This is a genomic window from Acinetobacter sp. Ag2, from assembly GCF_001005515.1.
GTDB classification, from domain to species: domain Bacteria; phylum Pseudomonadota; class Gammaproteobacteria; order Pseudomonadales; family Moraxellaceae; genus Acinetobacter; species Acinetobacter bereziniae.
Window position 1 is genome coordinate 118,060 of record NZ_LBNA01000058.1, and the last position, 24,070, is coordinate 142,129.

A 24,070-nucleotide genomic window follows, 5' to 3' on the forward strand; every position below is an offset into this window, starting at 1 on the left:
TTTTCCTTCTATGGAATTTTTAACCTTTGCGAGGACAGCGCTGCGCGAAGTCGTTTGCAATTTCATCCATGGTGACGAATTTCACCCCATCGTGGGCTTTGAAGTGTTCAATCAGACGTTCCAACATCAATAAAACCTGTGGTCGACCAGAAACGTCTGGGTGTAGGGTGATCGGGAAAACGGCATAATCCATTTCTCGATAGACCCAGTCAAATTGGTCTTTCCACATTTGTTCGATATCACGAGGATTGACAAAACCATGACTATTTGGAGATTTTTTAATAAACATCATCGGGGGTAAATCATCGAGATACCAATTGGCAGGAATCTCAATCAAGTCCGTTTCCTCACCACGAAGCAATGGTTTCATCCATGTTTCGGGCTGTTGGCTATAATCAATTTTGGTCCATGAATCACCCACACGAACGTAATAAGGTGTGAAATCGTTATGCATCAAACTATGGTCATATTTGATGCCTTTTTTTAACAAAAGTTCGTTGGTAACATTACTAAACTCCCACCATGGTGCGACATATCCTGTTGGACGTTTGCCCGATAATTCAGTGATGAGCGCAATTGCTTTATCCAGCACTGCTTCCTCTTGTTCAGGTGTCATCGCAATTGGATTTTCATGGCTATAACCATGCATACCAATTTCATGTCCAGCATCTACAACGGCTTTCATTTGTTCAGGGAATGTTTCTACAGAGTGCCCTGGAATAAACCAAGTGGTTTTTAAACCATACTTTTTAAATAGATTCAGTAAACGTATTGCCCCGACTTCACCTGCAAACAAGCCTCGTGAAATATCATCTGGCGAGTCTTCACCGCCATAAGACCCTAGCCAACCAGCGACTGCATCAACGTCAACTCCAAATGAAACTAAGATTTCCTTTTTAGCCATGTCATCATCCTCGATAAAATAAAGTTAAGTGTTTGGTGGAACTAAAATGATTGTGCTAATCATTGTTGTGAAGAATATGTTCAATACTCAGGGCAGCAGATAAAAGACTTTGATCATTACCACTGTAGCTTGAGAGTAAAATTCCTGTAGGACGCCCATTTGAGTCATTTCCATTCGGAAGTGAGATACTTGGCATATCTAAATAACTGCCGGGCATGGTTAATCTAAGCGTGTAGAGATTTGTTTGGATAAATAAGGCTTCATCTACCTCTAAAGGTGCAAGTTCAGGTGCAGTATGTGCAGTAGTTGGCGTCAGTAAAAATCCTTCAGCCAGTTCTGTTTTTAAGCTTGCTTTTAAATGCTGTGCCATTTGATAAAGATGGATTTGGCTAGAAGCCAAGGTATCTTTTGCCGAAAGCAGGCGTTTTCTCACTCGCTGATCCATGAGTTCTGCTTGATCACTGTGTAATAAGGCTTCATGTAAGGTATATGCCTCAGCAGCACCTAGCCATTGACCTGAGTCAATCAGGGTTTGTGCTTGATCAAATGCACCTATGCGTTTATGCACCACACGGATTTCTGCTTGTTGAAGTATTTCAATCGTTTGCAAGAAATTATGCTTCACACAATCCTGAACGCTTGGGTGGTTAAGCATGTCTAAATCGACATAGATTTGTATGTTTTTTGATTGCGGTTGAGAGGGGATATTTGATTGAATTTGTCCAAGCATAAGCTGATCTAAAACAATACAGTCACGAACACTACGACTGATTGGACCTACGCTATCTAAGCTTGCGGCAAGAGGAAAAACGCCTTTTTTACTATAACGTGAACTGCTACTTCGATAACCTACTAAGCCATTAAAGGATGCAGGAATCCGAATTGAACCTGCGGTATCCGTACCCATAGAAATAGGGACAATTTTTTGTCCTACAGATGTTGCTGCGCCTGATGATGATCCCCCAGGAATACACCGTGGATCAACCACATTCTTAGGTGTGCCAAAGTGTGGGTTTAAACCTAACCCAGAGTAAGCAAATTCAGTCAAATTGGTTTTTCCCAGATTGACCATACCCATACGAGTCAGTTGCATGACGCCATCTGCATCATGCTGAGCGGTGGCATGATGCACTCGAGTTTTTGAACCTGCTGTGGTCACAGTTCCTTGCACATCAAAAAGGTCTTTCCACGCAATGGGAACACCATCAAATAGAGATAACGGTGCATGGGCTTTCCAACGTTCAGTCGAAGCGTGTGCTTCTCGATAAGCACGTTCTATGCTTAAGGAAATAAAAGTGCTGTCATTTACCTGTTGTATAACATCAAACGCTCTTTCCAACTCTTGAATTGGATCGGTGATTCCTTGTGCATATTGCTGTGATAAGGAAATTGCGTCATCCATGCCATTCTCCTGATAATTGTATATTTTAATAATATATACATTTTTTAATTTATTTAATCTTAAGTTAAAAAATCAAAAGAGTAAATAATGTACGATTAAAAAATAAATTATTTTTTATTTTTCTGTGATTCTTTTATCATTATCAATCATTTATTGATAAAAATATAAAATGTATTTTTTAAAAAAAAGATCATTAAGTGGTGATTTCACTTAACTTTTCACTCGATTTAGTGCTATTTCGAATAGGATGACTGAGGTGAATGACGTAGATTTTTTTAAATGAACTGGTTAACTGCTTTGAAATTCTGAAAATTTTATTGTTGGCTTTCTGATTTGTTATTGTGATAAAGATAAATTTTTCTCATCAGTTTTAAAATAAGACAAACCACTTGCTCACCACACTGTCATTGCGTAAGGTAAATCATCAAAAAAATAATCTAAGGTATTGGGGATGCTAGTTTTAGAAGAAGTTTATAAAAGTAAAAAAGCAGAAAATTCTGAGCAATTCAATTTACGCATACATCGCGGCTTGAGTTGGCTCAAAAAAGCTGTGATTTTGGAAAGCGATCTTGATTTGAAATTCATCAGTTTATGGATTGCTTTAAGTGCAATCACACCACAATTGGTTAAAATCAAAGACGGTGAGCAAGATTTTAGTCAACTTTTCAGCGGTATAGTGCGATTTGATCGAGAGCAAAAAATTCAGCATATTTTATGGGATAGATGTCATGATGCAATTGCTCGACTGATTGAAAGTCCTTATACATTTCAAAATTTTTGGGATGATCAAAATCAAAAAATAAATCAGAAAACATGGAAGCAAGCATTTATTGCAGAAAAAAAGCGTGCAACGGAAGCACGACAGGCTCAGGATTCGATCACATTATTAGAGATTGTTTTTCAACGTTTATTGACTTTACAACATCAAATTATTTTGGGTGGAGCAACCTATAACAGTTCGATGAATCGCAAATTGCTACAAGACAGTTGTAATATCTTGATTGCTGTAATCCCTGCAAGTATGCATATTATTTTGGAAAATCCTCAAAATTTTGATTTGGATACGCCATTTTATCCATTATTACAAGTGTCATGAATTGAAAGAAAACAAGCCCTCCAGCACATGAGGGATTGTTGCATAGATCTTTTTAATCAGATTGGATTTTATCGATATAAAGATGATCTAAAAGAGAAAACAGCGTTGCTCTAAATACTAAACTTAGTCTTCTAACCAAGCAGGTTATTGTCCAGCCTCCGTGATGCTCAGCATATTTGTTAAAACAAACAAATTTAGTCTTGTTTGAATAGATTGAAGTTTATTTCAATCAAATCAGAAGGCATTCTGCAAATGGTCGGTTAAGCTCCGAAGTATTTGAGCAAAAATATTTTAAGATTTTAGAGCGAAATCCTGTCTACAATACTGATTAGTATTCGTTTTAATTTATGAGACTCAATAGTGGCTGAGTTTATCCGCAAGATTAGCTATACGGTTCAGGCGGCAAGACTGTGCATCTAACATTTGTCCCTGTCCTTCGGTTTTAGGATCCCAATTACAATACTTGTTGGTGTTTTCCCACCATGCTGCGATCTCATCCATCTGTTGGTCTTTTTTCACACTGTCTGGACGACTGATGATTTTGGCAAAGGTCTGTTCAACGCGGTTCTTATGTTGAGCATATTCTTGGTCCATACAGCTTTGCATTTCAAATGTTACAGCACCACTTTGCTTGATACATTGAGCATAACTGCTGCTGAATTTGGCATGAATATAAGAATCATCTGGAAGAGGATGAGGCATTTCATCATCGGCAAAAGCTGCAAAAGGAAGAAGAGAGATAAACAATAATGTAGTACTTTTAAATTTTTTCATATGTTTAACCTTTAGTTTTATCTTGATCTCGATGTTCGTTCTTGAGTACTTCTATGCTTTGATTTGCATTATTGCAATAAAATCAGATAGCGTTGCAATTGTGCAGTGCGGGCTGCTGTACGTTGTATCTCATTAAGTTCAATTTGCAAGTTGTCTGGCTGTGATTGACCATACAACGTTGTTTCCAGTTCAGCATCACTTTGACGTGATTGTAGCCAAATACGTTGTGATGCAACCAGTTTCGTTTTCTGGGTAGCATTCAAATGCGATTGTAATTTTTTATAGATACTATTCAATTGCTTATCTTGACGCTCCTCCTCATCTTTTAGACAAGCTGCCTGTTCAATAATGCCTTGGGCACTGTTGTCACAGTTTATAAAAGCTTGGCTTAATAATAAGTTTTCATTTCCTATTGGTGCAGCAGAGACCAAGCTTGAAAAAGTACATAAAAAACTGATCGGTAAGCATGCTAATCGTATTTTTTTCATAAGGGATAAACTCTTGGTTGATCTATGAGGATGAATGTTGGTTATTGTGCGAGTTGAAAAAACTTACTTGAATGTTGTCAATCACGCTTTAACAGAGACAGGACAGGGTTATCATTTTGACCAAAGTGTATCAACTTTAAATTTGAATAATCATGAATATTTGGATGTTTTTTCCCAAAAATATTGATTGTCCTGTACAAATTTCTTTAAAGTTCTGAGATTTATCTTCCGTATAATTACTGCTCCTCAACTGTTTATTCATATAGCTTCAAGATAGTAACCCGCATATCCATTTAAATTGTGTGCATCGCATTTTTTGGAATTTTATCGCAGACTATTAATGTGAATATATTATGATCGATTTTTTCACACAATAGTTGCAGTGAATATTATTCAAATAGAATGATTTCAGTGTCCGTATTTTTATTAAAATAATAAGTCTCTTAAAAAATCAAAATCCCCCAAATTTTGAAGGATTTTGATTTTAGAATGCTTTAAATGGTCTGTGCTCTATTGAGATATAGACGATCTAAAAGAGAAAACAGTGCCGCTCCAAATACTAAACTTAGCCCAACCAAGCAGGTCATTGTCCAGCCTCCGTGATGCCAAGCATATACACCCAATGCTGAACCACATGCACCCCCAGTGAAATAGGCAGTCATGTAGATAGAATTGATTCGAGATTTTGCATCTGGGCGTAGGCGGAAAATGATGTTTTGATTGCTGGTGTGTACCACAGCCAATCCAAAACTAATAAGACCATAGCCGAGAATGTATGCAGTTAAGTTGGTTCCCCCTAGATAGAGTAGTCCCCAACTTAAAATCATGACTGCGATTCCAACCCAAGTCAGAATTGTGGTATGTCCTCGATCGGCGATTTTTCCAATCTTTGCAGTTGCTAAGGCACCAAATACACCAATCAATGTGACTACACCCACCAATACATCTGGCAGTTTAAAGGGTTCTGAGGTGAGTAAAACGGCAATCGTAGAAAACAAAATACTCATGGCTGCGAAAACAAAACCACCAATAATGGCGCGGTAAATTAAACGTCGTTCTTCTTTAAGTAGCAAAGCCATCGAATGAAAAATTCGAGCATAGCTCATTTTTAAAATAGGCACATGGGGTAGGCGAGTTTTCAGTAAATAAGCCAAAATGAGCATCAATACCGCACTAACAAAATAAATCAATTTCCAGTTAAATAAGTTTGACAACAAGCCTGCAAGACTGGTTGAAAGCAATAACCCGACCAAGAGACCACTCATGAGGAAACCAACTACTTCACCCGTTTTTTCAGGTTTTACCGCCATGGTCGCAAGCGGGATGAGAACTTGCGCAGCAACAGAAAATAAACCTGTAATGATGGTACCTGCCCAAAGCATAGGAAGATTGATGGCAAAAGCGCACATCAATAAACCAATGGCAGCACAAAACATCAGCCACGGAATAAATTTAATTTTATTGACAATATCACCCAGAGGCACAATGAATAACAGCCCAAGCGCATAGGATACTTGGGCAAAAGTCACAGTAAGCGCAACTTGCGATTCAGGCATATTAAAGTATTGTTGAATCGAGTGGATTAAAGGTTGGCTATAGTAGTTTGCTCCCGCACATAAACCACAGGCAATCGCCATTAGCCAAAGTAATGCTTTATTTTGGCTAATATCGAGTTGAGCATTCATAAAAATTTCCTAGTTCTCGAAGTTACATACAATAAGCGGTTGCTTCAATTTCAATGAGCATCCCTTGTAAGGCAAGACACGGGACAGGAATTAATGTGCAAGCTGGAAAGTTTTGATTTTTCCAAAGCTGTTGCATTTCCTGAATTAAAAACTGATGTTTTTTAGGGCTATGATCGACCACGAGTATTCTTAAAACAGCAATATCCATTAATGATGCATCTACTGCATGTAAAGCGTGTTGCAGATTGATAAAAGCTTGATGAACTTGTTGCGCAAAATCTTTGGATAATTGTCCTTGTTGGTTTTCACCACCTTGTCCAGATATGTGCAAAATACGTAAATAATGACGCACTTCAGCCACATGACTATACGCAAATGCTGTGGGATTATAAAGAGTATTTGGGTTGGTCATCTGAAATGATTTGATTTGTGGAAGATCTGATTTCGAATTCATATTGTCAACATTCTATCAATGGGAAACTTTTGCTAGTATCAAAGCTCAAGTTAACTGTAGGTCAAGCAAAAATTGAATTTAAATCATTGTGGGAAACAAAAACAGCCAGAGCAAACAAATTCAACACAGATTGATCAACAGAATCTGATTCAAATGCTTGATGAAGAGCAAAATCAGCTTGCAGAAAAGCACTTGGGACAATGGTTGACCATCGGCGAGCTTGCTCAACGGAGTGGGGTAAGCGTACCTGCGATTCGCTTTTATGAAGATAAAGATTTGATTTGGAGTACGCGTACGCAAGGGAATCAAAGACGCTATCAGCGTGCAATGTTAAGACGTGTTGCGATTGTTAAAATTGCACAACAAGTCGGCATCAGTTTGCAACAAGTCAAGGATGCCTTCGCGATACTGCCTCGTCAGAAAGTTGCCAGTAAGTCCGATTGGCAGGAAATGTCTCAAGCATGGCAAACCCAATTGGATCAGAAAATTATGGATTTGCTGAAATTACGTCAACAGTTGGATAAATGTATTGGTTGTGGTTGCTTATCCTTGCAACAATGCCCCTTACGAAATCCAAATGATGAATTGGGACAAACTTCAGCAGGGGCTCATTTTCAGGAAGTGATGAGCAATTTAATCAATATGCAGGTTTTTCAAGATTGAACATCACGATCAGTGTTGAGTTCCGTTATTTATACCGCTTGATTCAATCGGTTTTATGTAGCCTCATCCAATGATTAACTGAGTACCTGTAATTTTTCCTTTCTGACCAATCCAAAAAGGGCGGTTGACTGCACCATGACCAAACCAATCACATTGGTAAAGTGGAATGCTGAGCGCTTCTAAGTGTTCCGCGACAATCTCTGCAATCGTTTGAGGTACGTTTTTCTGTGGGCACTGATAAAAATCACCTAACACCACAGCTTTGAGGTTTGATGTATGAATACTTTGCAGAAGTTGAGTGAAAGCGCGTTCAATTCGATAATATGGTTCACCAACATCTTCAATCAGTAAGACACTCGGTTGATCAAGCACTAAACCATGAGGTGTTCCTTGTAAGCTACAAAGTACTGTCAGATTACCCCCTAATATATGTAAGTTCTCAAGCACTTGATTTTGATTAAACCTATTTATAGCAGATAATGCATACAGGTTTTGTTTGTGAGAGTCCGCAGTTAATAGACTAACGGTTTTTAATGCATCATAAGATAATGGTGAATTATCTAAGTTCTTAACCGCAATTTCTTGAAACACGGGGGCGTGTAAAGCTTGACCACCATGCATGGCAATATAATTTAATAATACGGTTGTGTCTGAATAACCAATAATTGGCTTATTTAAAATCCATTCACCTAAAAAGGGCAATAACATCGCAGCGCCTGTACCACCACGACCACACCAAACAGCATCTACGGTGGGATCTAAACAAGCTTGTTTTAAATCTTCTACACGTTGTTCGATCGTACCAGCCAAATAACGGTATTGTGCAAAAACATGTTGTCCTAAACTGACTTGATGACCTAAGCGTTCTAAATGAGTTTGAGCCATTTTGATATTTTCAATATCTACGCACGCACTTGGCGATACAATTTTAAAATGCATATTTCTTCCAAACTTTTACAAAACTTAGTGTGCAAGTTTCTTTTTAGATAAGGTGATCATCATGACACCGATGATATTCAACAAGCAACCAAACCATTGTATCGCATTCATATGTTCACCCAGCAAAGCAACTGCCAAAATAATGGTGAGAATGGGACCAATTGAACCAATCATTGCAGCTTGTGCTGCTCCCAAGCGAGAAATACTCTGAGCCACCAAAATCGTAGGTAATACTGTGACCAATAATCCCAGTGCAATACCATACCAAATGACGGTCATCGGCAGTTGATTGAGGAGTTGTATGGGGTGGGGTGTCGCAATAGCAAAATGCGTTAAAGTACCAAAACAAGCAATACTCAAAGCCAAACCTGTGTAATTCCATGAGCCAAACTTTTGAATCAAACGTGGTGTCATCAATAAATAAGTGGCAAAGGACACGGCACTGGCAAAGACTAGACTTACGCCTAGCCAGAAGTTTCCTTCATGTGGCACAGTACTTTGCTCTTGAAGCATCACAATGACGGTTCCGCCATAGCTTAATGCAATTGCGATGATGGTTCTAAGATTTAACTTCTGTTTATAAATAAAGCTTGTGGCGATTACAGTCAGTGTAGGGTAGAGAAATAAAATAATTCGTTCAAGTGAAGCACTGATGTACATTAAGCCAGCAAAATCTAACCAACTTGAAAAATAATACCCCATCAAACCAGCAGCGACCAATAAACCCCAATCCCTAGGTGTGATGTTTTTGTTATGGTGGCGATTGAACCAACATAACAGAAGAAAGAAGGGTAATGCACTTGCCATTCGTAAAGCCATAAGGACTGTACTATCGACTAATGGCGATAAAGCATAGGCTTGTTTAATAAAAATAGCTTTAGTACTAAACAAGAAAGCTGCACCCAGTGCGAAAATTGAACCAAGCTGTGTGCTAGAGATAGAAAATTTCATGAATTTGACTGCATTAACGATGTCGTCATTCGACATGTATATTTGAACAAGCAGTATAAATGTTGTTTTTCATCACGTGAAATGCAAAAAAGCAATGAATTTGCATAATAAAAGGAATACTACACAAGCAAATAATACTTTATGCAATTTTTTACTCGGCAATGAGCCCGTGTTAGAATAAAAAATTGATCAAAATCAACGCAGAATAATTTGTTTTTGTCGGTTTGAGATTGTTGTGTTGTTTTTTGCACAAAAGTGGTGCAATTTATAAGCAACTCAACTGAATGGTGTTCGGTACTATTAATTGACAAAATGGCAAATTGAAAAAGAGTAAAAATTTTTGTAATTGGTTTTGACTTGGATATAGGTTAATGAGGTTATTTATTCCAAGTACTTTTTTTTATTAATGAAATTAAAAAATGGAATGAAAAATAACTTACATTTTTGACTAAAAAAATGTCATAAAAAGCCAATTGAAGCAGGATGAAAACAGTTATAAATTGTCAGAAATGCCAATACTGTGAATGATATTTAGGTTAAATCTATTGTTTTATAGCGTATTTAAGCCACAATGGATACGCTAGAAAAAGATAAAAAAATGCCATAAATGCCAATCCATTGAAGCAAGTTTTGATGAAAAACAGTAAAGATATGATGAAAAAAAGATCAATTAGTCAAACTGGAGTCAAAGGATGTTAGAAAATGCAGGATGTGCATTACAGGAAAAATACAATAAATTGAATAGTAGGTATATCTTACAATTATATTTATGAATCATCAGTTCAAAATATGGGTATTTATTAAATAAATATTGGGTGGTATTTTAAAAAAGTTCAATTAGAATCCAAAAATTCATAACAAACGCATCTGGGGGAAGCATCGTTTATTGACGATGTTGACTTAAAGAAAAATTAGCTTGAGGAACGCTCATGCAGATTGGAATCCCAAAAGAAACTGTCATCGGTGAAAACCGTGTAGCTGCAACGCCAGAGACAGTAAAAAAGTTGATTAGTGCTGGTCATAGCATTGTCATTGAACGTGGAGCTGGTAAGAAAGCTGCGTATATTGACAGTGCTTATGAACAAGTCGGCGCTAAGATCACGGATGATGCCTATACGGGCAGTCAAATGATTCTGAAAGTTCGTTCACCGCAAGGAGACGAAATTCAAAAACTTGCTGCGGGTACAACCGTCGTGGCGATGTTTGACCCGTATCGCAATACTGAACTTGACCAATTTGCGTCACAACAAGTGTCTGCATTTGCGTTAGAGCTTTTGCCTCGTACACTTTCACGTGCGCAAAATATGGATGTATTGTCCTCTCAAGCCAACCTTGCAGGTTATAAGTCAGTGCTTCTTGCTGCTGCGGAATATCAACGAATGTTCCCGATGCTGATGACTGCTGCGGGTACAGTTAAACCAGCACGTGTTGTCATTATGGGCGTTGGGGTTGCAGGTCTTCAAGCAATTGCAACAGCAAAACGCTTAGGAGCTGTGGTTGAAGCTACTGATCTACGACCAACTGCTCGTGACCAAGTTGAATCATTAGGCGGAAAGTGGTTAGACGTTCCAATGTCTGATGAAGAAAAGCAAAAGGCTGCCGATGCTGCTAAAAATGGTTATGGCTGGATGCCTGGTGAGCAGTACATTCAAGATCAAGCTGTCATCGTAGATAAAGCAGTGTCAAATGCAGACATCGTGATTACAACTGCGTTGTTGCCAGGTCGTGATGCTCCACGCTTAATTAAGGCTGAGACCGTTGCCAAAATGAAACCAGGTTCAATCATTTTGGACATGGCAGTAGAAACTGGCGGAAACGTTGAAGGTTCCAAGAATGGTGAAAATGTTGTCACAGACAATGGCGTGACTATTTTGGGTATTCCAAATATTCCATCTACAGTTTCGACTGAAGCTTCAGCACTATACGCACGTAATGTATTTAATTTCGTTGAAACTTTATTTGATCAAGAGAAAAACTTTGCGATCAATCAAGAAGATGAGATTCAAAAAGCACTTCTAGTAACTCATGGCGGTCAAGTACTGCTGAAGCGTGGTTAAGGAGAGTCATCATGGTTGAAACTATTACTATTTTCGTCTTAGCCATCTTTGTTGGTTACTACGTGGTTTGGGGAGTAACACCTGCATTACATACGCCGTTAATGGCGGTAACTAATGCATTGTCCTCAATTATCGTTGTTGGTGCGATGATACAAACTGTTGGAATTCCAGGTGTTGTTGAAGCAAATGTACAATTTCAGTCTGTGAATGTTGTTAGTGTACTTGGTGCAATTGCAGTGTTCTTGGCAAGTATTAACATTTTTGGTGGTTTCGCAGTGACTGCACGTATGCTTGAAATGTTTAAGCCAAAGCAAAAGAAAAAAGAGGGCTAATCTATGGAATTTATTCGAGAGTATGCGGATTGGTTCTACCTTGTTGGTGCGGTCCTTTTTATTTTGACGTTGCGTGGTCTTTCAGGTCCTAAAACTGCGATTGCTGGTAACCGTTACGGTATGATCGCGATGGCGATTGCTGTGATCACCACATTCTTTGTTGCAGATCATCCAGTCGTTTGGATGATTGGTGGTGCAATGGTGCTTGGTGCAATTGTGGGTATTGCACGTGCACGTACTGTTCCAATGACACAAATGCCTGAAACTGTAGCATTGATGCATTCACTTGTTGGTTTGGCTGCGGTATTGATTGCGATTGCTGCGATTTTACATAACAACCAACTGACTGCTTTATTTGCGCAAAACGAATCTGCTTTAACTGCTGCTGGTGTACAGCATGCACATATGAGCAAAGTTCATTTGTTTGAATTGTTCGTGGGTTGTTTTGTTGGTGCGATTACCTTTACTGCATCTGTATTTGCTTATGGTAAGTTGGCTGCAAAGAAATGGGCAAAAACCATTTCTGGTGCTTGGGTTAAACCTGTTCAAGCGATTGTTTTTCTTTCGATGCTGGCTTGTGGTGTGTACTTCTTTACCACTGGCAATATGCAGGCTTTCTGGGCGATGACAGCACTTGCACTAGTCTTTGGCTGGGTGTGGATTGCTCCAGTCGGTGGCGGTGATATGCCAGTTGTGGTTTCGTTGCTGAACTCATTCTCTGGTTGGGCTGCGGCAGGTATTGGTTTTACGCTTGAAAACAACATGCTCATTGTTGCAGGTTCACTGGTGGGTTCTTCAGGTGCGATTCTGTCTTACATCATGTGTAAAGCAATGAACCGTTCAATCATCAATGTCTTGTTTGGTGGTGCAATGGGTGGGGCAGCTGTTGCTTCTGCGGACAAAGGTGAACAAGTTCAGCGTAACTACCGTTCAGGTTCTGCGGATGATGCTGGCTTCTTGATGTCGAATGCGGATAGTGTTGTGATCGTACCAGGTTATGGTATGGCGCAAGGTCGTGCACAAAATGCCGTTAAAGAGCTTTGCGAAATTTTGAAAGAACAAGGTGTAACAGTTCGCTTTGCGATCCATCCAGTTGCAGGTCGTATGCCGGGTCATATGAATGTATTGTTGGCTGAGGCTGATGTTGCATATGAAGACATCTTGGAAATGGATGAGATTAACTCGGACTTCCCTGCAACAGACGTGGTGTTGGTTATTGGTGCAAATGACGTTGTTAACCCAGCAGCTAAAGATGATCCAAGCTCACCGATTTATGGTATGCCGATTCTTGAAGCACATAAAGCTCGTACCATTATGGTGATCAAGCGCTCTATGGCAACAGGTTATGCGGGTCTAGACAACGATTTGTTCTACAATGACAAAACCATGATGATCTTTGGTGATGCCAAGAAAGTTGTTGAAGAAATGACCAAAGCAATTAATGGTGGTGGGCACTAAACTGCTATCGGATTAAATCCACCCCGCCCCTCCTTTGATTAAGGAGGGAACCTAACCGCCTTCGGGCGGTTTTTTATTATTCACTGTTTGATGTTATGATTTTAATCAAAATTGACTGAATAAAAATGATGAAGCAAGTAATTAAAACGATCTGTCAAAGTGTGGGTATTAGTCTTGTACTTTCCTTATCTATAGCGCAAGCACAAGTTTTTGAAATTAAAAATGGTTCAAAACACTATGATGCCATTATTGATATGGCATGTAAGAAGAATGAATGTGGTGACAAGGCTGAAGTAAAGTTATTTAAAAAGGGCAGTAAAGCAGTATTTCAAGCATTTCACTCTGATGAATTGACTATGTATTTAGATGAAAATTTTAAACCCAGTGTTAATGTTATAGAGCTTTATGGTGAACAAAGTCCTTTGATTTTTGACGATTTTAACTTTGATGGAACACAAGACCTTGCAATAAGGAATGGTCATTATGGTCCTTATGGTGGTCCTGTGTATGATATTTATGTGTTTAATCAAAGCAAGCAAAAATTTGTTTTAAGTCAGGAGCTGTCCGTGCTCACTCAAGAAAATTTAGGCATGTTTCAGCTAGATAAAAAGCGCAAACGGATCATTGCTCTTAATAAAAGTGGCTGTTGTTATCATATTCGTTCTGAGTACCAAGTTGTGCCTAAAAAGGGGCTATTACTGGTTCGAGAATTTATTGAAGATGAACTCACCTCAAGTGGAAATCAAGTCAAAGTAACAGACCGTCATTTAATCAATGGAAAATGGAAAGAAAAAGTAAAATATTATCCAAGTGAAAAATATTATGCTCAGTAGTTATAATTTACATGGTATCGCTATTCTGTACTCAACCATCTAATTATTTATACACCTGATTTGCATCAAGTCATTGATTATAAATAAAACCTATGTATTTTATAAGCCTTTAAAATTCTGGGTGTTTAATTCGTTTTTGTGCTTGTGAATACTAGATGCTTATCCAATTGTGAAGTAGAACAATGTCTTAGCAATCATAACACGACCATTTTCTTTGCGTTGTGAGGTAAATTTTAAGCATAAAAAAGCCCATCCAAAGATGAGCTTTTTAAATTAAAACTGAAGCTTAGTGAGGAATGTGTTCTTCATCTTCAAATTCAGGTTTAACTTGAACAATAAAGTCTTGACGGTTAAGACCACGCCACAAAGCAAATGCAGTACCGATATAGATTGACGAATAAGTACCTACAAATACGCCAATAAACATCGCCACAGAGAACCAGTGTAAACCATCACCACCCAAGAACATCATTGCAAGTACAACCAGTAATAGGGTCATTGAGGTATGAATGGTACGTTTTAAGGTCTCAGTCAATGCAATATTGACGATCTCTAATGGGGTTGCACCACGAATCTTACGGAAGTTTTCACGAATACGATCCGATACAACGATGTTATCGTTTAGTGAGAAACCAATTAACGCAAGAATCGCTGCCAAGACTGTAAGGTCGAATGGCCACTGCATCATTGCAAAAATACCAATCGTTACGATTACATCGTGCAGTAATGAAAGGACTGCACCCACTGCAAGTTTAAACTCGAAGCGAATGGTCACGTAGATCAGCATAAGCAACATTGCAAGTGCAACAGCGCCGGCAGAACGTAAATACAGTTCATTACCTACCTGACCACCGACAGAATCCACTTTATGAACAACAGCAGCATTATTCGGTAATTGAACAGCTTTAGTAATGGTATTGCTTAAGTCTTCAACTTTCAGATCTTGCGCAGGCATACGAACAATAAGGTCTTTATTTGAACCTAATGTTTGTACAACAGCATCTTTAAAGCCAGCTTGGTCTAAGTTTGCAATTACATCAGCTGGTTTTGCTGCATGTTGATAATTCAACTCAGCAGAAACACCACCCGTGAAATCCAAACCAAGATTTAAGCCTTTGGTTGCAATAAAGAAGATACTTGCAATGGTCAAAAGGATTGAGATGATTGCCGCAGGTTTGGCAATCTTCATGAAATTAATTATATGCTCATCATCAGGACGACCATATTTCTTTTTCGGTTGAGTCACATCAGTCATCATCGATCTCCTATATGCTCAACTTATTCAAGTTACGTTTACGACCGTACACGAGTTGGACAATTGCACGAGTGACTGTAATTGCAGTAAACATTGAGCAAATAATACCAATCATCAGCGTAACCGCGAAGCCTTTAATCGGACCTGTACCAATCGCGAACAGAATAAATGCAACCAAGAATGTGGTTAAGTTTGAGTCGAGAATGGTGTTATAGGCTCGATCATAACCTGCAATAATCGCTTGTTTGGGCGAGGCGCCCCAGCGCATTTCTTCTCGTATTCGCTCACAGATCAGTACGTTGGCATCGACCGCCATACCAATCGTGATCACGATTCCCGCGATCCCCGGTAAGGTCAATGAAGCGCCAATCCAAGACATGACTGTCAGAAGCATTGCCAAGTTAATCACCAGCGCAATATCTGCGATTAAACCAAATAGGCGGAAGAATACGATCATCCAAAGCGCAACAAGGATGAAACCAACTTGGGTAGAGAGTACACCTTTGTCGATATTTTCTTGACCTAAGCTCGGACCAACCACACGTTCTTCAACAAAGTACATTGGCGCAGCTAACGCACCTGCACGAAGCATCAAAGCAAGTTCAGACGCTTCTTGAGGTGAGTCTAAGCCTGTAATACGGAAAGATGAACCCAATACAGCTTGAATGTTCGCAGCATTGATCACAACAGATTCTGTATATGGTGTACGGACTTCAGTCATTGCTCCTGTAACAGGATCAGGAACCGAGGTAATTTTTTGTTTATTTTCAATAAACAAAACTGCCATACGTTTACCAACAGCGTTACGTGTTGCATCTGACATCAACTTACCGCCAGCAGTGTCCAAAGTAATATTTACTTCAGCGCCACCAGTATCTTGGCTAAAGCCACTTGATGCATTTTGGACACGTTCACCCGTTAAAATACGGTTGCGGTTTAATAATAACTCACGACCACTGTCTAACGATTCATAAGCAAAAACCTCAGTACCCGGAGGTAAAGGTTGCCCATTATATTTACCGGTAAAACGGTCAATATATTGATCATTTAAATCTGAAACTAAACGGAACTCTAAGTTTGCAGTGCGACCTAATACACGTTTTGCTTCAGCAGTATCTTGTACACCCGGCAGTTCAACCACGATACGATTACTACCTTGACTTTGCACCAAGGCTTCAGCCACACCTAATTCGTTGATACGATTTCGTAGTGTGGTTAAGTTTTGGTTTAAAGCATAAGACTGAATGTCTTGCTTGGTCGCATCGTTATAGGTCAACTTAAGCGTAGAGCCAGTATCTGTAGCTAAAGCTTGTTGATTATATTTATTTCCATCGCGACGTAAGAAATCCATCACCGCTGCACGGTCATCATTATTGGCAAACTGAATGGTAATCACATTGTTATTCAATGCAAGACTATTGAAATTAATCTTGTTGTCACGGAATTCACGACGTAAATCAGTTGCTGATGTTTCCATACGCTGTGCAATCGCTTTATCCATATCTACTTCAAGTAGGAAATGAACACCACCACGCAAGTCCAAACCGAGCTTCATTGGTTTAGCACCAATTTTTTGTAACCACTCAGGTGTTGTTGGCGCAAGGTTTAACGCAATCGTATAGTTTTCACCCAAACCTTTGCTTAGTACATCTTTTGCCTTTAATTGGGCTTCTGATGTGCTTAAACGTAAGAGGGCAGCATTGTTGGTGAAAGTATTATCATGGCTGCTAATATTTTCACTTTTTAAAATTTGCTCTGCTTTTTGTATCACTGATTTGTCAATCGTGGTACCAGCCTTGGCACCCGAAATTTGAACAGCAGGTTCATCAGGATATAAACTTGGCAGCGCGTATAATGTACTGATTACTAGTACCACTAGAATCAATAAATATTTCCATGCAGGGTAACGCATTCGCTTTCTTCTTAAAATGAAAAAGTCGTGCTAAGTGCACGACCGTTTTATGATTAAAGGTTATTTAATGTGCCTTCAGGCAGAACTGAAATAACACTTGCACGTTGAATTTTCACTTCATTTCCTTTGCCTAATTCAACCACTGCAAAGTCTCCGTCGATTTTCAGAATACGACCCATTAAGCCGCCTGCAAATACAACTTCACTGCCCACACCTAAGCTTTCAATTAAAGTACGGTGTTCTTTTGCACGTTTTGCTTGAGGACGCCAGATGAGAAAATAGAAGATCGCGATAAATACAACGATCATCAAAATGTTTGCCATCATGCCTGGACCTTGTGCAGGCGCTGCCGCAGCGTGAGCAGAAGAAATAAATAAACTCATTTCAGTTTCCTAATGTTAAAAATTTTCTGCCATTTGCATGGCTTTTAAATCGACTTGTTCTGCAATTTACCTTGTCTTGGGTTTCAGCGCAAATACTGTTGAATTAATCTTCAATTCAGCTTTATATTGGGGCATTAGTCCACAGGACAAGGTGGAACTTCTAAACCGCGACGTTGATAAAAATCTGTCACGTATTCATCAAAAGTACCTTGATCTAAAGCATCACGAATATCTTGGGTAAAGCGTTGGTAATAACGCAAATTATGGATGGTACCCAACATTGAACCGAGCATTTCACCACATTTTTCTAAATGGAATAAATAGGCACGAGTGAAGTTGGTGCAGGTATAACAGTCACAATGCGGGTCTAATGGACGTTGATCATGGCGATATTGGCTGTTACGAATTCGTACTAAGCCATCTGTAACAAAATAATGACCATTACGTGCATTACGTGTTGGCATCACACAGTCAAACATATCCACACCACGACGGATTGCTTCAACGATATCTTCTGGTTTCCCTACGCCCATTAAATAACGTGGTTTATCTGCTGGCATTTTCGCTGGGAGATAATCCAAAACTTTGATCATTTCTTCTTTTGGTTCGCCTACTGAGAGTCCACCAATTGCAAAACCATCAAAATCGATTTCTTTTAAACCATTTAAAGACTCTTCACGAAGATCTTCATACATGCCACCTTGAATAATTCCAAACAAGGCATTTTTATTTTTAAGCACATCATGATGTTGAGTTTTACAACGTTTTGCCCAACGCAATGACAATTGTAATGACTTTTGGGCTTCCTCATGTGTTGCAGGATATGGTGTGCATTCATCAAAAATCATCACAATATCTGAGTTCAAGGTATGTTGAATATCCATTGAAATTTCAGGTGATAAAAAGACTTTTGAACCATCGATTGGAGAGCGGAAGGTCACACCTTCTTCTTTGATTTTGCGCATTGCTCCAAGACTGAATACTTGGAAGCCACCTGAGTCCGTCAGAATAGGTTTGCCCCATTTCATAAACTCATGCAAACCGCCATGTTCACGAATAACATCTAATCCAGGGCGTAAATAAAGGTGAAAGGTATTTCCTAGAATAATTTGTGCTTGGATATCTTCAATATCACGTGGCAACATCCCCTTAACAGTACCGTAGGTACCGACAGGCATAAACACAGGAGTCTCTACGACACCATGTGCTAAAGTTAAACGACCACGACGAGCACGCCCCGACTGACCTAATTTTTCAAACTTCATAAATGACCTAAATCTGGCGAAAAAACAGTTCGCTGATTGATAATTGCAAAAGGAGCTATTTTCCCTGATTTTAGGGTTGAATACCAGTCATGTTATTTTTCATCATGTTAAAAATTGAAGATATGACTTGATTTATATGTATGCGAATAGATAGTTGCAGGTGTTTGTATTTTATTCTTTATAAAAGAAGCGGACTTTAGTCCACTTCTTTTAGGTTAACCGCCCGATTAATCTTTGGCTTTGCGCCCCATGACGATTAACCCAATAATCGCAAGAACTAAAATAAAAATGCCATAATGATTCCAAAAATTGCGTTGCATTTTATTTTCTTGGTAATCAGGATTTTTACTTAATGATGCAATCACATCTTCAGGTAATTCATAAAAAGTATCTGGTTCAGCATCAGTCATTCCAACCAGTGTGCAATCCCATGTTCTCACATCTGCCCATAAAATTCCGAAGTGACTACATTTGTAGCCTACATTTAAGCTTTTAAGGTCTTCATATTGGCTGATGAGTTCTTGTGGAAATGCACCAACTTTAAACATTTCATCACCTGTATTGAAAACCAAGAGTCCTTTTGCTTGAGCAGGAGCTTGCCATATGAAACACAGACAGAACATCATGAATAGTTTTTTTAACATTGTATAACTCCAATCTTTAGATTGCTTTTTATAAGTTGATCGTTTTGTTCTAAAAATAGTCATTTTTTTAGCGGTTTGAAAAATATCAGAAAATGATCGAAATGTCATTTTTTAATCTAAAAATAGCTGTATTTATCTTCAAAGATGATCGAGATTTGCAAATGATGATTTATATTTTGGTTTTAAAATAAGTCTATTTGATGCATTCATAGTATAAAACAAAAATTCAAAAAAACCTTCTTAGCATTTATCTAAGAAGGCATATAAAAGGTTTGGGGTGATGTTGGTGACTAATTGAAATTTGGTTTGTAATCGAAGTTTTGAGTTACAACATTATCTGAAAATGGACGAATGGTCTTCTTCGCTAAAGTGATGGTGTTAATCATATTATTCGGGAAGATTTCGATAGTGTTGTTAAATTCTTCAACATTACGATTGAAGATTGTAATCGCTGCACCGACATTTTCATTTTGCTCTTGAATATCATCCATCATTTTTGCATACAGTGTATCAGCCTTTAGTTCAGGGTAATTTTCAACAACAACATTTAGACTTTTCATTAAGTCTTGGTTGAGTTTTTCAACATGTTGTAATTGAGAAACATCAGTATTGTTTAAATTTAAATTCAAAATTTGCTGACGTAATTCAGTCACTTTTTCTAAGGTGGATTTTTCAAATTGAGTATATTGCGCCAGTGTCTGTTCTAAAGTCTCAAGCGTCTTTACTTTTTGACGTTCAAAATTCGCCACTTCGGCCCATGCACGTTGGGTTGCATTGAAATAACGCACAATATTATTTCTGACTAAAATGCCCCAAACGATAATGGCGATAAAAATCCCAATAAATATGATTAAACCCATTCTGATTATTCCTTATGATTTATGAAATCAAGTTTAGCATGCTCTGTTTGAATTTTTCATATTCAGGCATGGTTAATGTTCTTAAATGTCCACGTAGTGCCGAGATATCTTGAGGGCTTTGCTTTTTTCGAGCAATTCGAAATAAGTTTTGATCACCCATATAGCACAGCATATTTTCCTCAAAATGATAAACAATATCACCTGAATATTGTTGAAAAAAATCACTTAATTTTAAGGTAATACTTGGGCTGATGGTTCGTGCCAATTGATGTTGATTATAGCCAAAAATATATAAGTTTTGGTTCACCATAATATCGGCTGTTTTCCAGCGCTGTGTATACGGCGGTGTGAACTCATGATGTTTGTTGCTGGCAGCAAATCCAAGTGCAGGCATTTGAAAAATAAAAGCGCCCCATTGGTCTTTGTGAATTTCTCTGATTTTTTGCTTTTCACCTTGGCTATTTGGGAGTGAAAACTCATCAATATAATGATATTGAAACAACATCACATGATGTTCTTGTTCTCCATCAAACCAAACTGTAGAGGCAAATTGTTCGATTTCATTTGATACATTGCCTTGGGCAAAAAAAGGAAAGGTTTGTTTTAATCTGCTCATGACCAATAAGGTATTGCTTGTGGTCGAGATATGAGTTGGTGTTTTATTGAAATGCAAGTCATACCGCAACAACATTATTTTCTGCTCTAGAAAATTAATGACTTCGTCAATTGGGTCACTGGGCTCATAAATTAAATAGGCAGCAAAACAGCATAATAATCCAGCTAAAAGCACCAGTGGATAGGGGATGAATGGATGAAAAAACCAGCCAATTAGCGCAGTTGCTATCCCCAAAATAAACAAAAATCGAGGAATTACATTATAGAAAAACAGATCTTTGCTTTCACCCCAGGGATGTAGACCATCCAAAATATCTTGTGCAGATTGAGCCTGTTGCCCAATCTCCCACAATCGAGCAATATTACGCATCACATGTTGATTTTTTCGAGTGCGGTAATGCAGTAATCGTTCAACGGTTTCTATAGGCATAATTGCTCATCATGATTTGGCCTTTCAGCAACTAAAATTTTAAATACTTTATCGATAATTATGCGATAAATCACATTAAATGCCAATTAACTTATTTATTTTTAAAACTTATTTGTTTCAGTGTTAGGTTGAACTTCTTGCAATATTGTTATGAGTGATTGTTTAAGTTGCTCATAATCAGGCATGCTCATGCTTTCCAGTTGAGCTGCTAGGTCATGGACAGTCTGGACTTGATTCACTGGCAAATGCGGTTTGGTGATGTCAATCTTAAATAACCAACACAGTGCTGGGTGTTGTGGGTGAATGTAAAAATCACCTTTGAAATTCGACATCGCCTGATCAAGCATGAGTACATGATTGGGACTGAAAAATTTAGCCAAACGCATTTCGTTGGTTCCGCTGAGTTGATATTGATTGTCAAAACGAATATCGCCACTGGACCATTTCGTTCCAAGTCGGCACGCGCGGTTTTGTTTGGAAGAAATACTGATACCTTGGGTGGGAAAATTCTCAACAATGATTCCCCATAAATCGTAATGGCGATATTCAGTTTTTGTTTTACCATCCGAATCGCGAGTTTCAACTTCATCAACATAATGATAGTTAAACAACATATATGGATAGATGAAACCATTAATTTGCCAAGTACCATAAATGGTATTGCGAATTGAATTTTCATAGTCCCCTAAGCCAAATAATGGAAAATCATAAGGAGAGATAATTTTGTTATCGGTCTCGTTCGGAAAGAAGCGAATTTGATATTTTGCCTCTAAATTCTTTTGCTGGAGATAATCTATGAGTTGATTGAGTGGCTTGGTTGAAGTACGTTTATAAAAAGCAAAGACAATACTGGCTATTGCAAATAAAAATAGAATTGGATGAGTAAAAAAAGCCAAAATGGCAACGCCTATACCCACACAGATAAAAAGCCAAAAAGTATAATTTTGAATAGACAGGCTTGGATCATCTTGCCAATGCTTTAACTTTTCGATCAAGTGCTCAAAATTTTCAGTTGAAGCTAATAATCGGTTGATTGAATCAATATTACTTTGGGTTTTACCATTATTGACATGTTGTTGACTAAACGCATTTTGAATTTTTGTTGGTAAATCATTCATCTTTATTCATTATTGTGACGAGTTTTCAGAAGCTTAATTGTAACGAAAAAATGATTTTAAATGCAAAGCATCCTTTGAATGAATACTTTGCAGGTCGTGCTGTAAATTATGGCGTAAACTATTCTGCTGTCATTTGTTCTGTATTTGCATTTTCAATCAGCATGGCATCGCCATAACTAAAGAACCGATATTTTTGCTCAACTGCATGTCTATAAGCATTTAAAATATTGTCTCGATTGGACAATGCCGCAACCAGCATTAACAGCGTTGATTCAGGCAAGTGGAAGTTAGTGATCAAGCGATCCACCACACAGAACTGATAGCCAGGATAGATAAAGATTTGGGTATCTCCTGTCCAAGCCGCAATTTTACCACCTGAAGCTTGTGCAGCACTTTCCAATGCACGTGTTGCTGTGGTCCCTACTGCAATGACTTTATTCCCACGTGCTTTGGTTTCTTGAATAAGTTTTGCGGTTGCCTCAGGTACATCACACCATTCACTGTGCATAATGTGATTTTCGATATTGTCTGTCCGCACAGGTAAAAATGTACCTGCACCGACATGTAAGGTCACAAAAGCTTGTTGGATACCTTTTTGTTTTAATTTTTCCAGTAAGCTTTGATCAAAGTGCAGACTTGCGGTCGGTGCTGCAACACTTGCTAACTTGGTTGGATCATTGAATACGGTTTGATAGCGTTCAGTATCGATCGCTTCAGCTTCTCGATTAAAATAAGGTGGTATAGGTAATTGCCCATACAAATCCAGAACCTGCAAAATTGGCTGAGAAAACTCGACAATAAATAAGTTTTCATGACGCCCTTGTACAATGGCTTTAATACCATCTACACCAATAAATAGTTCAGCACCTGCTTTAGGTGAATTACTGGCTTTGATGTGACAATGTGCAATAGTTTGATCAAATATACGCTCCACCAAGACTTCAACTGCACCTCCAGATGCTCGTTTACCTTTAAGGCGTGCCTTCATCACTTTGGTATCATTGAGTACCATCAAGTCACCTTCATCGAATAAATCTAATATATCGGTGAAACTGTGATCTTGATATGAGCCATCTGCATTGAGATGTAAAAGGCGAGAAGCGCTACGTGTTTCAAGCGGGTAGCGTGCGATAAGTTCATCGGGAAGTTCGAAACTAAAATCAGAGAGTTGCATCATGGGAAAGAAAAACTGACATTGGAGATTTAAAAACTGCGCTTAGTATAGTCTTTTTTCAAATTAAAGGCTGAAATTGGTGATTTATAATCCAAAAAAACCAGATATGCATTAATTTTATACAAATGTGAAAACTTGTCGTTGACAAGAAAATGAAACGCGCTATTATACGCACACAACCTCTCCCGAGGTGGTGAAATTGGTAGACGCGGTGGACTCAAAATCCACTGTCAGCGATGACGTGTCGGTTCGAGTCCGACCCTCGGGACCAAAATATAGAATAGCAATATTCTCCAAAGCCCCAAGCCTTATATATTAAAGGCTTGGGGCTTTGTCGTTTCTGGCATTTATGTTTTTTTTGAGATACTTTGGTATATA

23 protein-coding genes, 1 tRNA gene and 1 pseudogene are annotated in these 24,070 nt (G+C 38.4%); 8 read left to right on the forward strand and 17 right to left on the reverse strand.

Annotated elements, in window-relative coordinates; genetic code table 11:
- Nucleotides 1–19: 19 nt before the first annotated feature.
- A complete protein-coding gene (locus AAV97_RS18545) occupies nucleotides 20–904 on the reverse strand; it encodes a polysaccharide deacetylase family protein (protein ID WP_046761385.1) in 885 nt (294 codons plus the stop codon).
- 55 nt (nucleotides 905–959) lie between these two features.
- Nucleotides 960–2,306, reverse strand: a complete 1,347-nt coding sequence (locus tag AAV97_RS18550; protein WP_046761386.1) for an amidase — start codon at nucleotides 2,304–2,306, stop codon at nucleotides 960–962.
- Between the two features lie 451 nt (nucleotides 2,307–2,757).
- On the opposite strand from AAV97_RS18550, the gene AAV97_RS18555 reads away from it, so the two are divergent.
- Nucleotides 2,758–3,402, forward strand: a complete 645-nt coding sequence (locus AAV97_RS18555; RefSeq protein ID WP_042089547.1) for a HEPN domain-containing protein — start codon at nucleotides 2,758–2,760, stop codon at nucleotides 3,400–3,402.
- A 182-nt stretch (nucleotides 3,403–3,584) separates the two neighbouring features.
- Nucleotides 3,585–3,734, forward strand: a pseudogene (locus tag AAV97_RS21495) (IS3 family transposase); the annotation flags it as partial.
- Nucleotides 3,735–3,756: 22 nt separating this feature from the next.
- Here the strand turns inward: AAV97_RS21495 and AAV97_RS18560 are convergent.
- The 4 genes from AAV97_RS18560 to AAV97_RS18575 all read right to left on the reverse strand — a co-directional run bounded on the left by AAV97_RS18560 (nucleotide 3,757) and on the right by AAV97_RS18575 (nucleotide 6,803).
- A complete protein-coding gene (locus tag AAV97_RS18560; protein ID WP_046761387.1) occupies nucleotides 3,757–4,176 on the reverse strand; it encodes a hypothetical protein in 420 nt (139 codons plus the stop codon).
- Between the two features lie 68 nt (nucleotides 4,177–4,244).
- A complete protein-coding gene (locus tag AAV97_RS18565) occupies nucleotides 4,245–4,664 on the reverse strand; it encodes a lysozyme inhibitor LprI family protein (RefSeq protein ID WP_009585720.1) in 420 nt (139 codons plus the stop codon).
- Nucleotides 4,665–5,158: 494 nt separating this feature from the next.
- On the reverse strand, nucleotides 5,159–6,349 hold the full coding sequence (locus AAV97_RS18570) for an MFS transporter (protein ID WP_046761388.1): 1,191 nt from the start codon (nucleotides 6,347–6,349) through the stop codon (nucleotides 5,159–5,161).
- Between the two features lie 22 nt (nucleotides 6,350–6,371).
- Nucleotides 6,372–6,803 carry a RidA family protein gene (locus tag AAV97_RS18575; protein ID WP_004827725.1) on the reverse strand — a complete coding sequence of 144 codons (432 nt, stop codon included), beginning with the start codon at nucleotides 6,801–6,803 and terminating at the stop codon, nucleotides 6,372–6,374.
- A 72-nt stretch (nucleotides 6,804–6,875) separates the two neighbouring features.
- Between AAV97_RS18575 and soxR the strand changes: the two genes are divergently transcribed.
- The gene (gene soxR, locus AAV97_RS18580) at nucleotides 6,876–7,466 is read left to right on the forward strand and encodes a redox-sensitive transcriptional activator SoxR (RefSeq protein WP_046761389.1); all 591 of its coding nucleotides are present in this window, start codon (nucleotides 6,876–6,878) and stop codon (nucleotides 7,464–7,466) included.
- 63 nt (nucleotides 7,467–7,529) lie between these two features.
- Here soxR and AAV97_RS18585 read toward each other — a convergent pair whose 3' ends face one another.
- Nucleotides 7,530–8,405: a S66 peptidase family protein gene (locus AAV97_RS18585; protein WP_046761390.1), complete on the reverse strand. Its 876-nt coding sequence runs from the start codon at nucleotides 8,403–8,405 to the stop codon at nucleotides 7,530–7,532.
- 24 nt (nucleotides 8,406–8,429) lie between these two features.
- A complete protein-coding gene (locus AAV97_RS18590; RefSeq protein WP_010590755.1) occupies nucleotides 8,430–9,356 on the reverse strand; it encodes a DMT family transporter in 927 nt (308 codons plus the stop codon).
- A gap of 929 nt (nucleotides 9,357–10,285) precedes the next feature.
- On the opposite strand from AAV97_RS18590, the gene AAV97_RS18595 reads away from it, so the two are divergent.
- The 4 genes from AAV97_RS18595 (at nucleotide 10,286) to AAV97_RS18610 (ending at nucleotide 14,036) form a co-directional block, all read left to right on the forward strand.
- Nucleotides 10,286–11,413, forward strand: a complete 1,128-nt coding sequence (locus AAV97_RS18595; protein ID WP_004827733.1) for a Re/Si-specific NAD(P)(+) transhydrogenase subunit alpha — start codon at nucleotides 10,286–10,288, stop codon at nucleotides 11,411–11,413.
- A gap of 11 nt (nucleotides 11,414–11,424) precedes the next feature.
- On the forward strand, nucleotides 11,425–11,745 hold the full coding sequence (locus tag AAV97_RS18600; RefSeq protein ID WP_005030974.1) for a proton-translocating transhydrogenase family protein: 321 nt from the start codon (nucleotides 11,425–11,427) through the stop codon (nucleotides 11,743–11,745).
- Between the two features lie 3 nt (nucleotides 11,746–11,748).
- Nucleotides 11,749–13,203, forward strand: coding sequence for an NAD(P)(+) transhydrogenase (Re/Si-specific) subunit beta (locus AAV97_RS18605; protein WP_046761391.1), 1,455 nt, complete (start codon nucleotides 11,749–11,751; stop codon nucleotides 13,201–13,203).
- 125 nt (nucleotides 13,204–13,328) lie between these two features.
- Nucleotides 13,329–14,036, forward strand: a complete 708-nt coding sequence (locus tag AAV97_RS18610; RefSeq protein WP_046761392.1) for an XAC2610-related protein — start codon at nucleotides 13,329–13,331, stop codon at nucleotides 14,034–14,036.
- A gap of 286 nt (nucleotides 14,037–14,322) precedes the next feature.
- Here the strand turns inward: AAV97_RS18610 and secF are convergent, their stop codons facing one another.
- The 9 genes from secF to queA all read right to left on the reverse strand — a co-directional run bounded on the left by secF (nucleotide 14,323) and on the right by queA (nucleotide 23,692).
- Nucleotides 14,323–15,294, reverse strand: a complete 972-nt coding sequence (gene secF, locus AAV97_RS18615; protein ID WP_155769264.1) for a protein translocase subunit SecF — start codon at nucleotides 15,292–15,294, stop codon at nucleotides 14,323–14,325.
- Nucleotides 15,295–15,301: 7 nt separating this feature from the next.
- On the reverse strand, nucleotides 15,302–17,203 hold the full coding sequence (secD, locus tag AAV97_RS18620; RefSeq protein ID WP_004827743.1) for a protein translocase subunit SecD: 1,902 nt from the start codon (nucleotides 17,201–17,203) through the stop codon (nucleotides 15,302–15,304).
- A gap of 53 nt (nucleotides 17,204–17,256) precedes the next feature.
- Nucleotides 17,257–17,586, reverse strand: coding sequence for a preprotein translocase subunit YajC (gene yajC / locus AAV97_RS18625; RefSeq protein WP_004827744.1), 330 nt, complete (start codon nucleotides 17,584–17,586; stop codon nucleotides 17,257–17,259).
- A 134-nt stretch (nucleotides 17,587–17,720) separates the two neighbouring features.
- The gene (gene tgt / locus AAV97_RS18630) at nucleotides 17,721–18,851 is read right to left on the reverse strand and encodes a tRNA guanosine(34) transglycosylase Tgt (protein WP_004827745.1); all 1,131 of its coding nucleotides are present in this window, start codon (nucleotides 18,849–18,851) and stop codon (nucleotides 17,721–17,723) included.
- Between the two features lie 227 nt (nucleotides 18,852–19,078).
- Nucleotides 19,079–19,495 carry a hypothetical protein gene (locus AAV97_RS18635; RefSeq protein WP_004827746.1) on the reverse strand — a complete coding sequence of 139 codons (417 nt, stop codon included), beginning with the start codon at nucleotides 19,493–19,495 and terminating at the stop codon, nucleotides 19,079–19,081.
- Between the two features lie 290 nt (nucleotides 19,496–19,785).
- Complete coding sequence (locus AAV97_RS18640; RefSeq protein WP_005030971.1) at nucleotides 19,786–20,355, reverse strand: LemA family protein; 570 nt, start codon at nucleotides 20,353–20,355, stop codon at nucleotides 19,786–19,788.
- A 19-nt stretch (nucleotides 20,356–20,374) separates the two neighbouring features.
- Complete coding sequence (locus AAV97_RS18645) at nucleotides 20,375–21,400, reverse strand: membrane protein (RefSeq protein WP_046761394.1); 1,026 nt, start codon at nucleotides 21,398–21,400, stop codon at nucleotides 20,375–20,377.
- Nucleotides 21,401–21,501: 101 nt separating this feature from the next.
- On the reverse strand, nucleotides 21,502–22,518 hold the full coding sequence (locus tag AAV97_RS18650; RefSeq protein ID WP_042089540.1) for a hypothetical protein: 1,017 nt from the start codon (nucleotides 22,516–22,518) through the stop codon (nucleotides 21,502–21,504).
- Between the two features lie 118 nt (nucleotides 22,519–22,636).
- Nucleotides 22,637–23,692, reverse strand: coding sequence for a tRNA preQ1(34) S-adenosylmethionine ribosyltransferase-isomerase QueA (gene queA / locus AAV97_RS18655; protein WP_046761451.1), 1,056 nt, complete (start codon nucleotides 23,690–23,692; stop codon nucleotides 22,637–22,639).
- A 184-nt stretch (nucleotides 23,693–23,876) separates the two neighbouring features.
- Here queA and AAV97_RS18660 point away from each other — a divergent pair.
- Nucleotides 23,877–23,963 (forward strand) — tRNA-Leu (locus AAV97_RS18660).
- Nucleotides 23,964–24,070 lie beyond the last annotated feature (107 nt).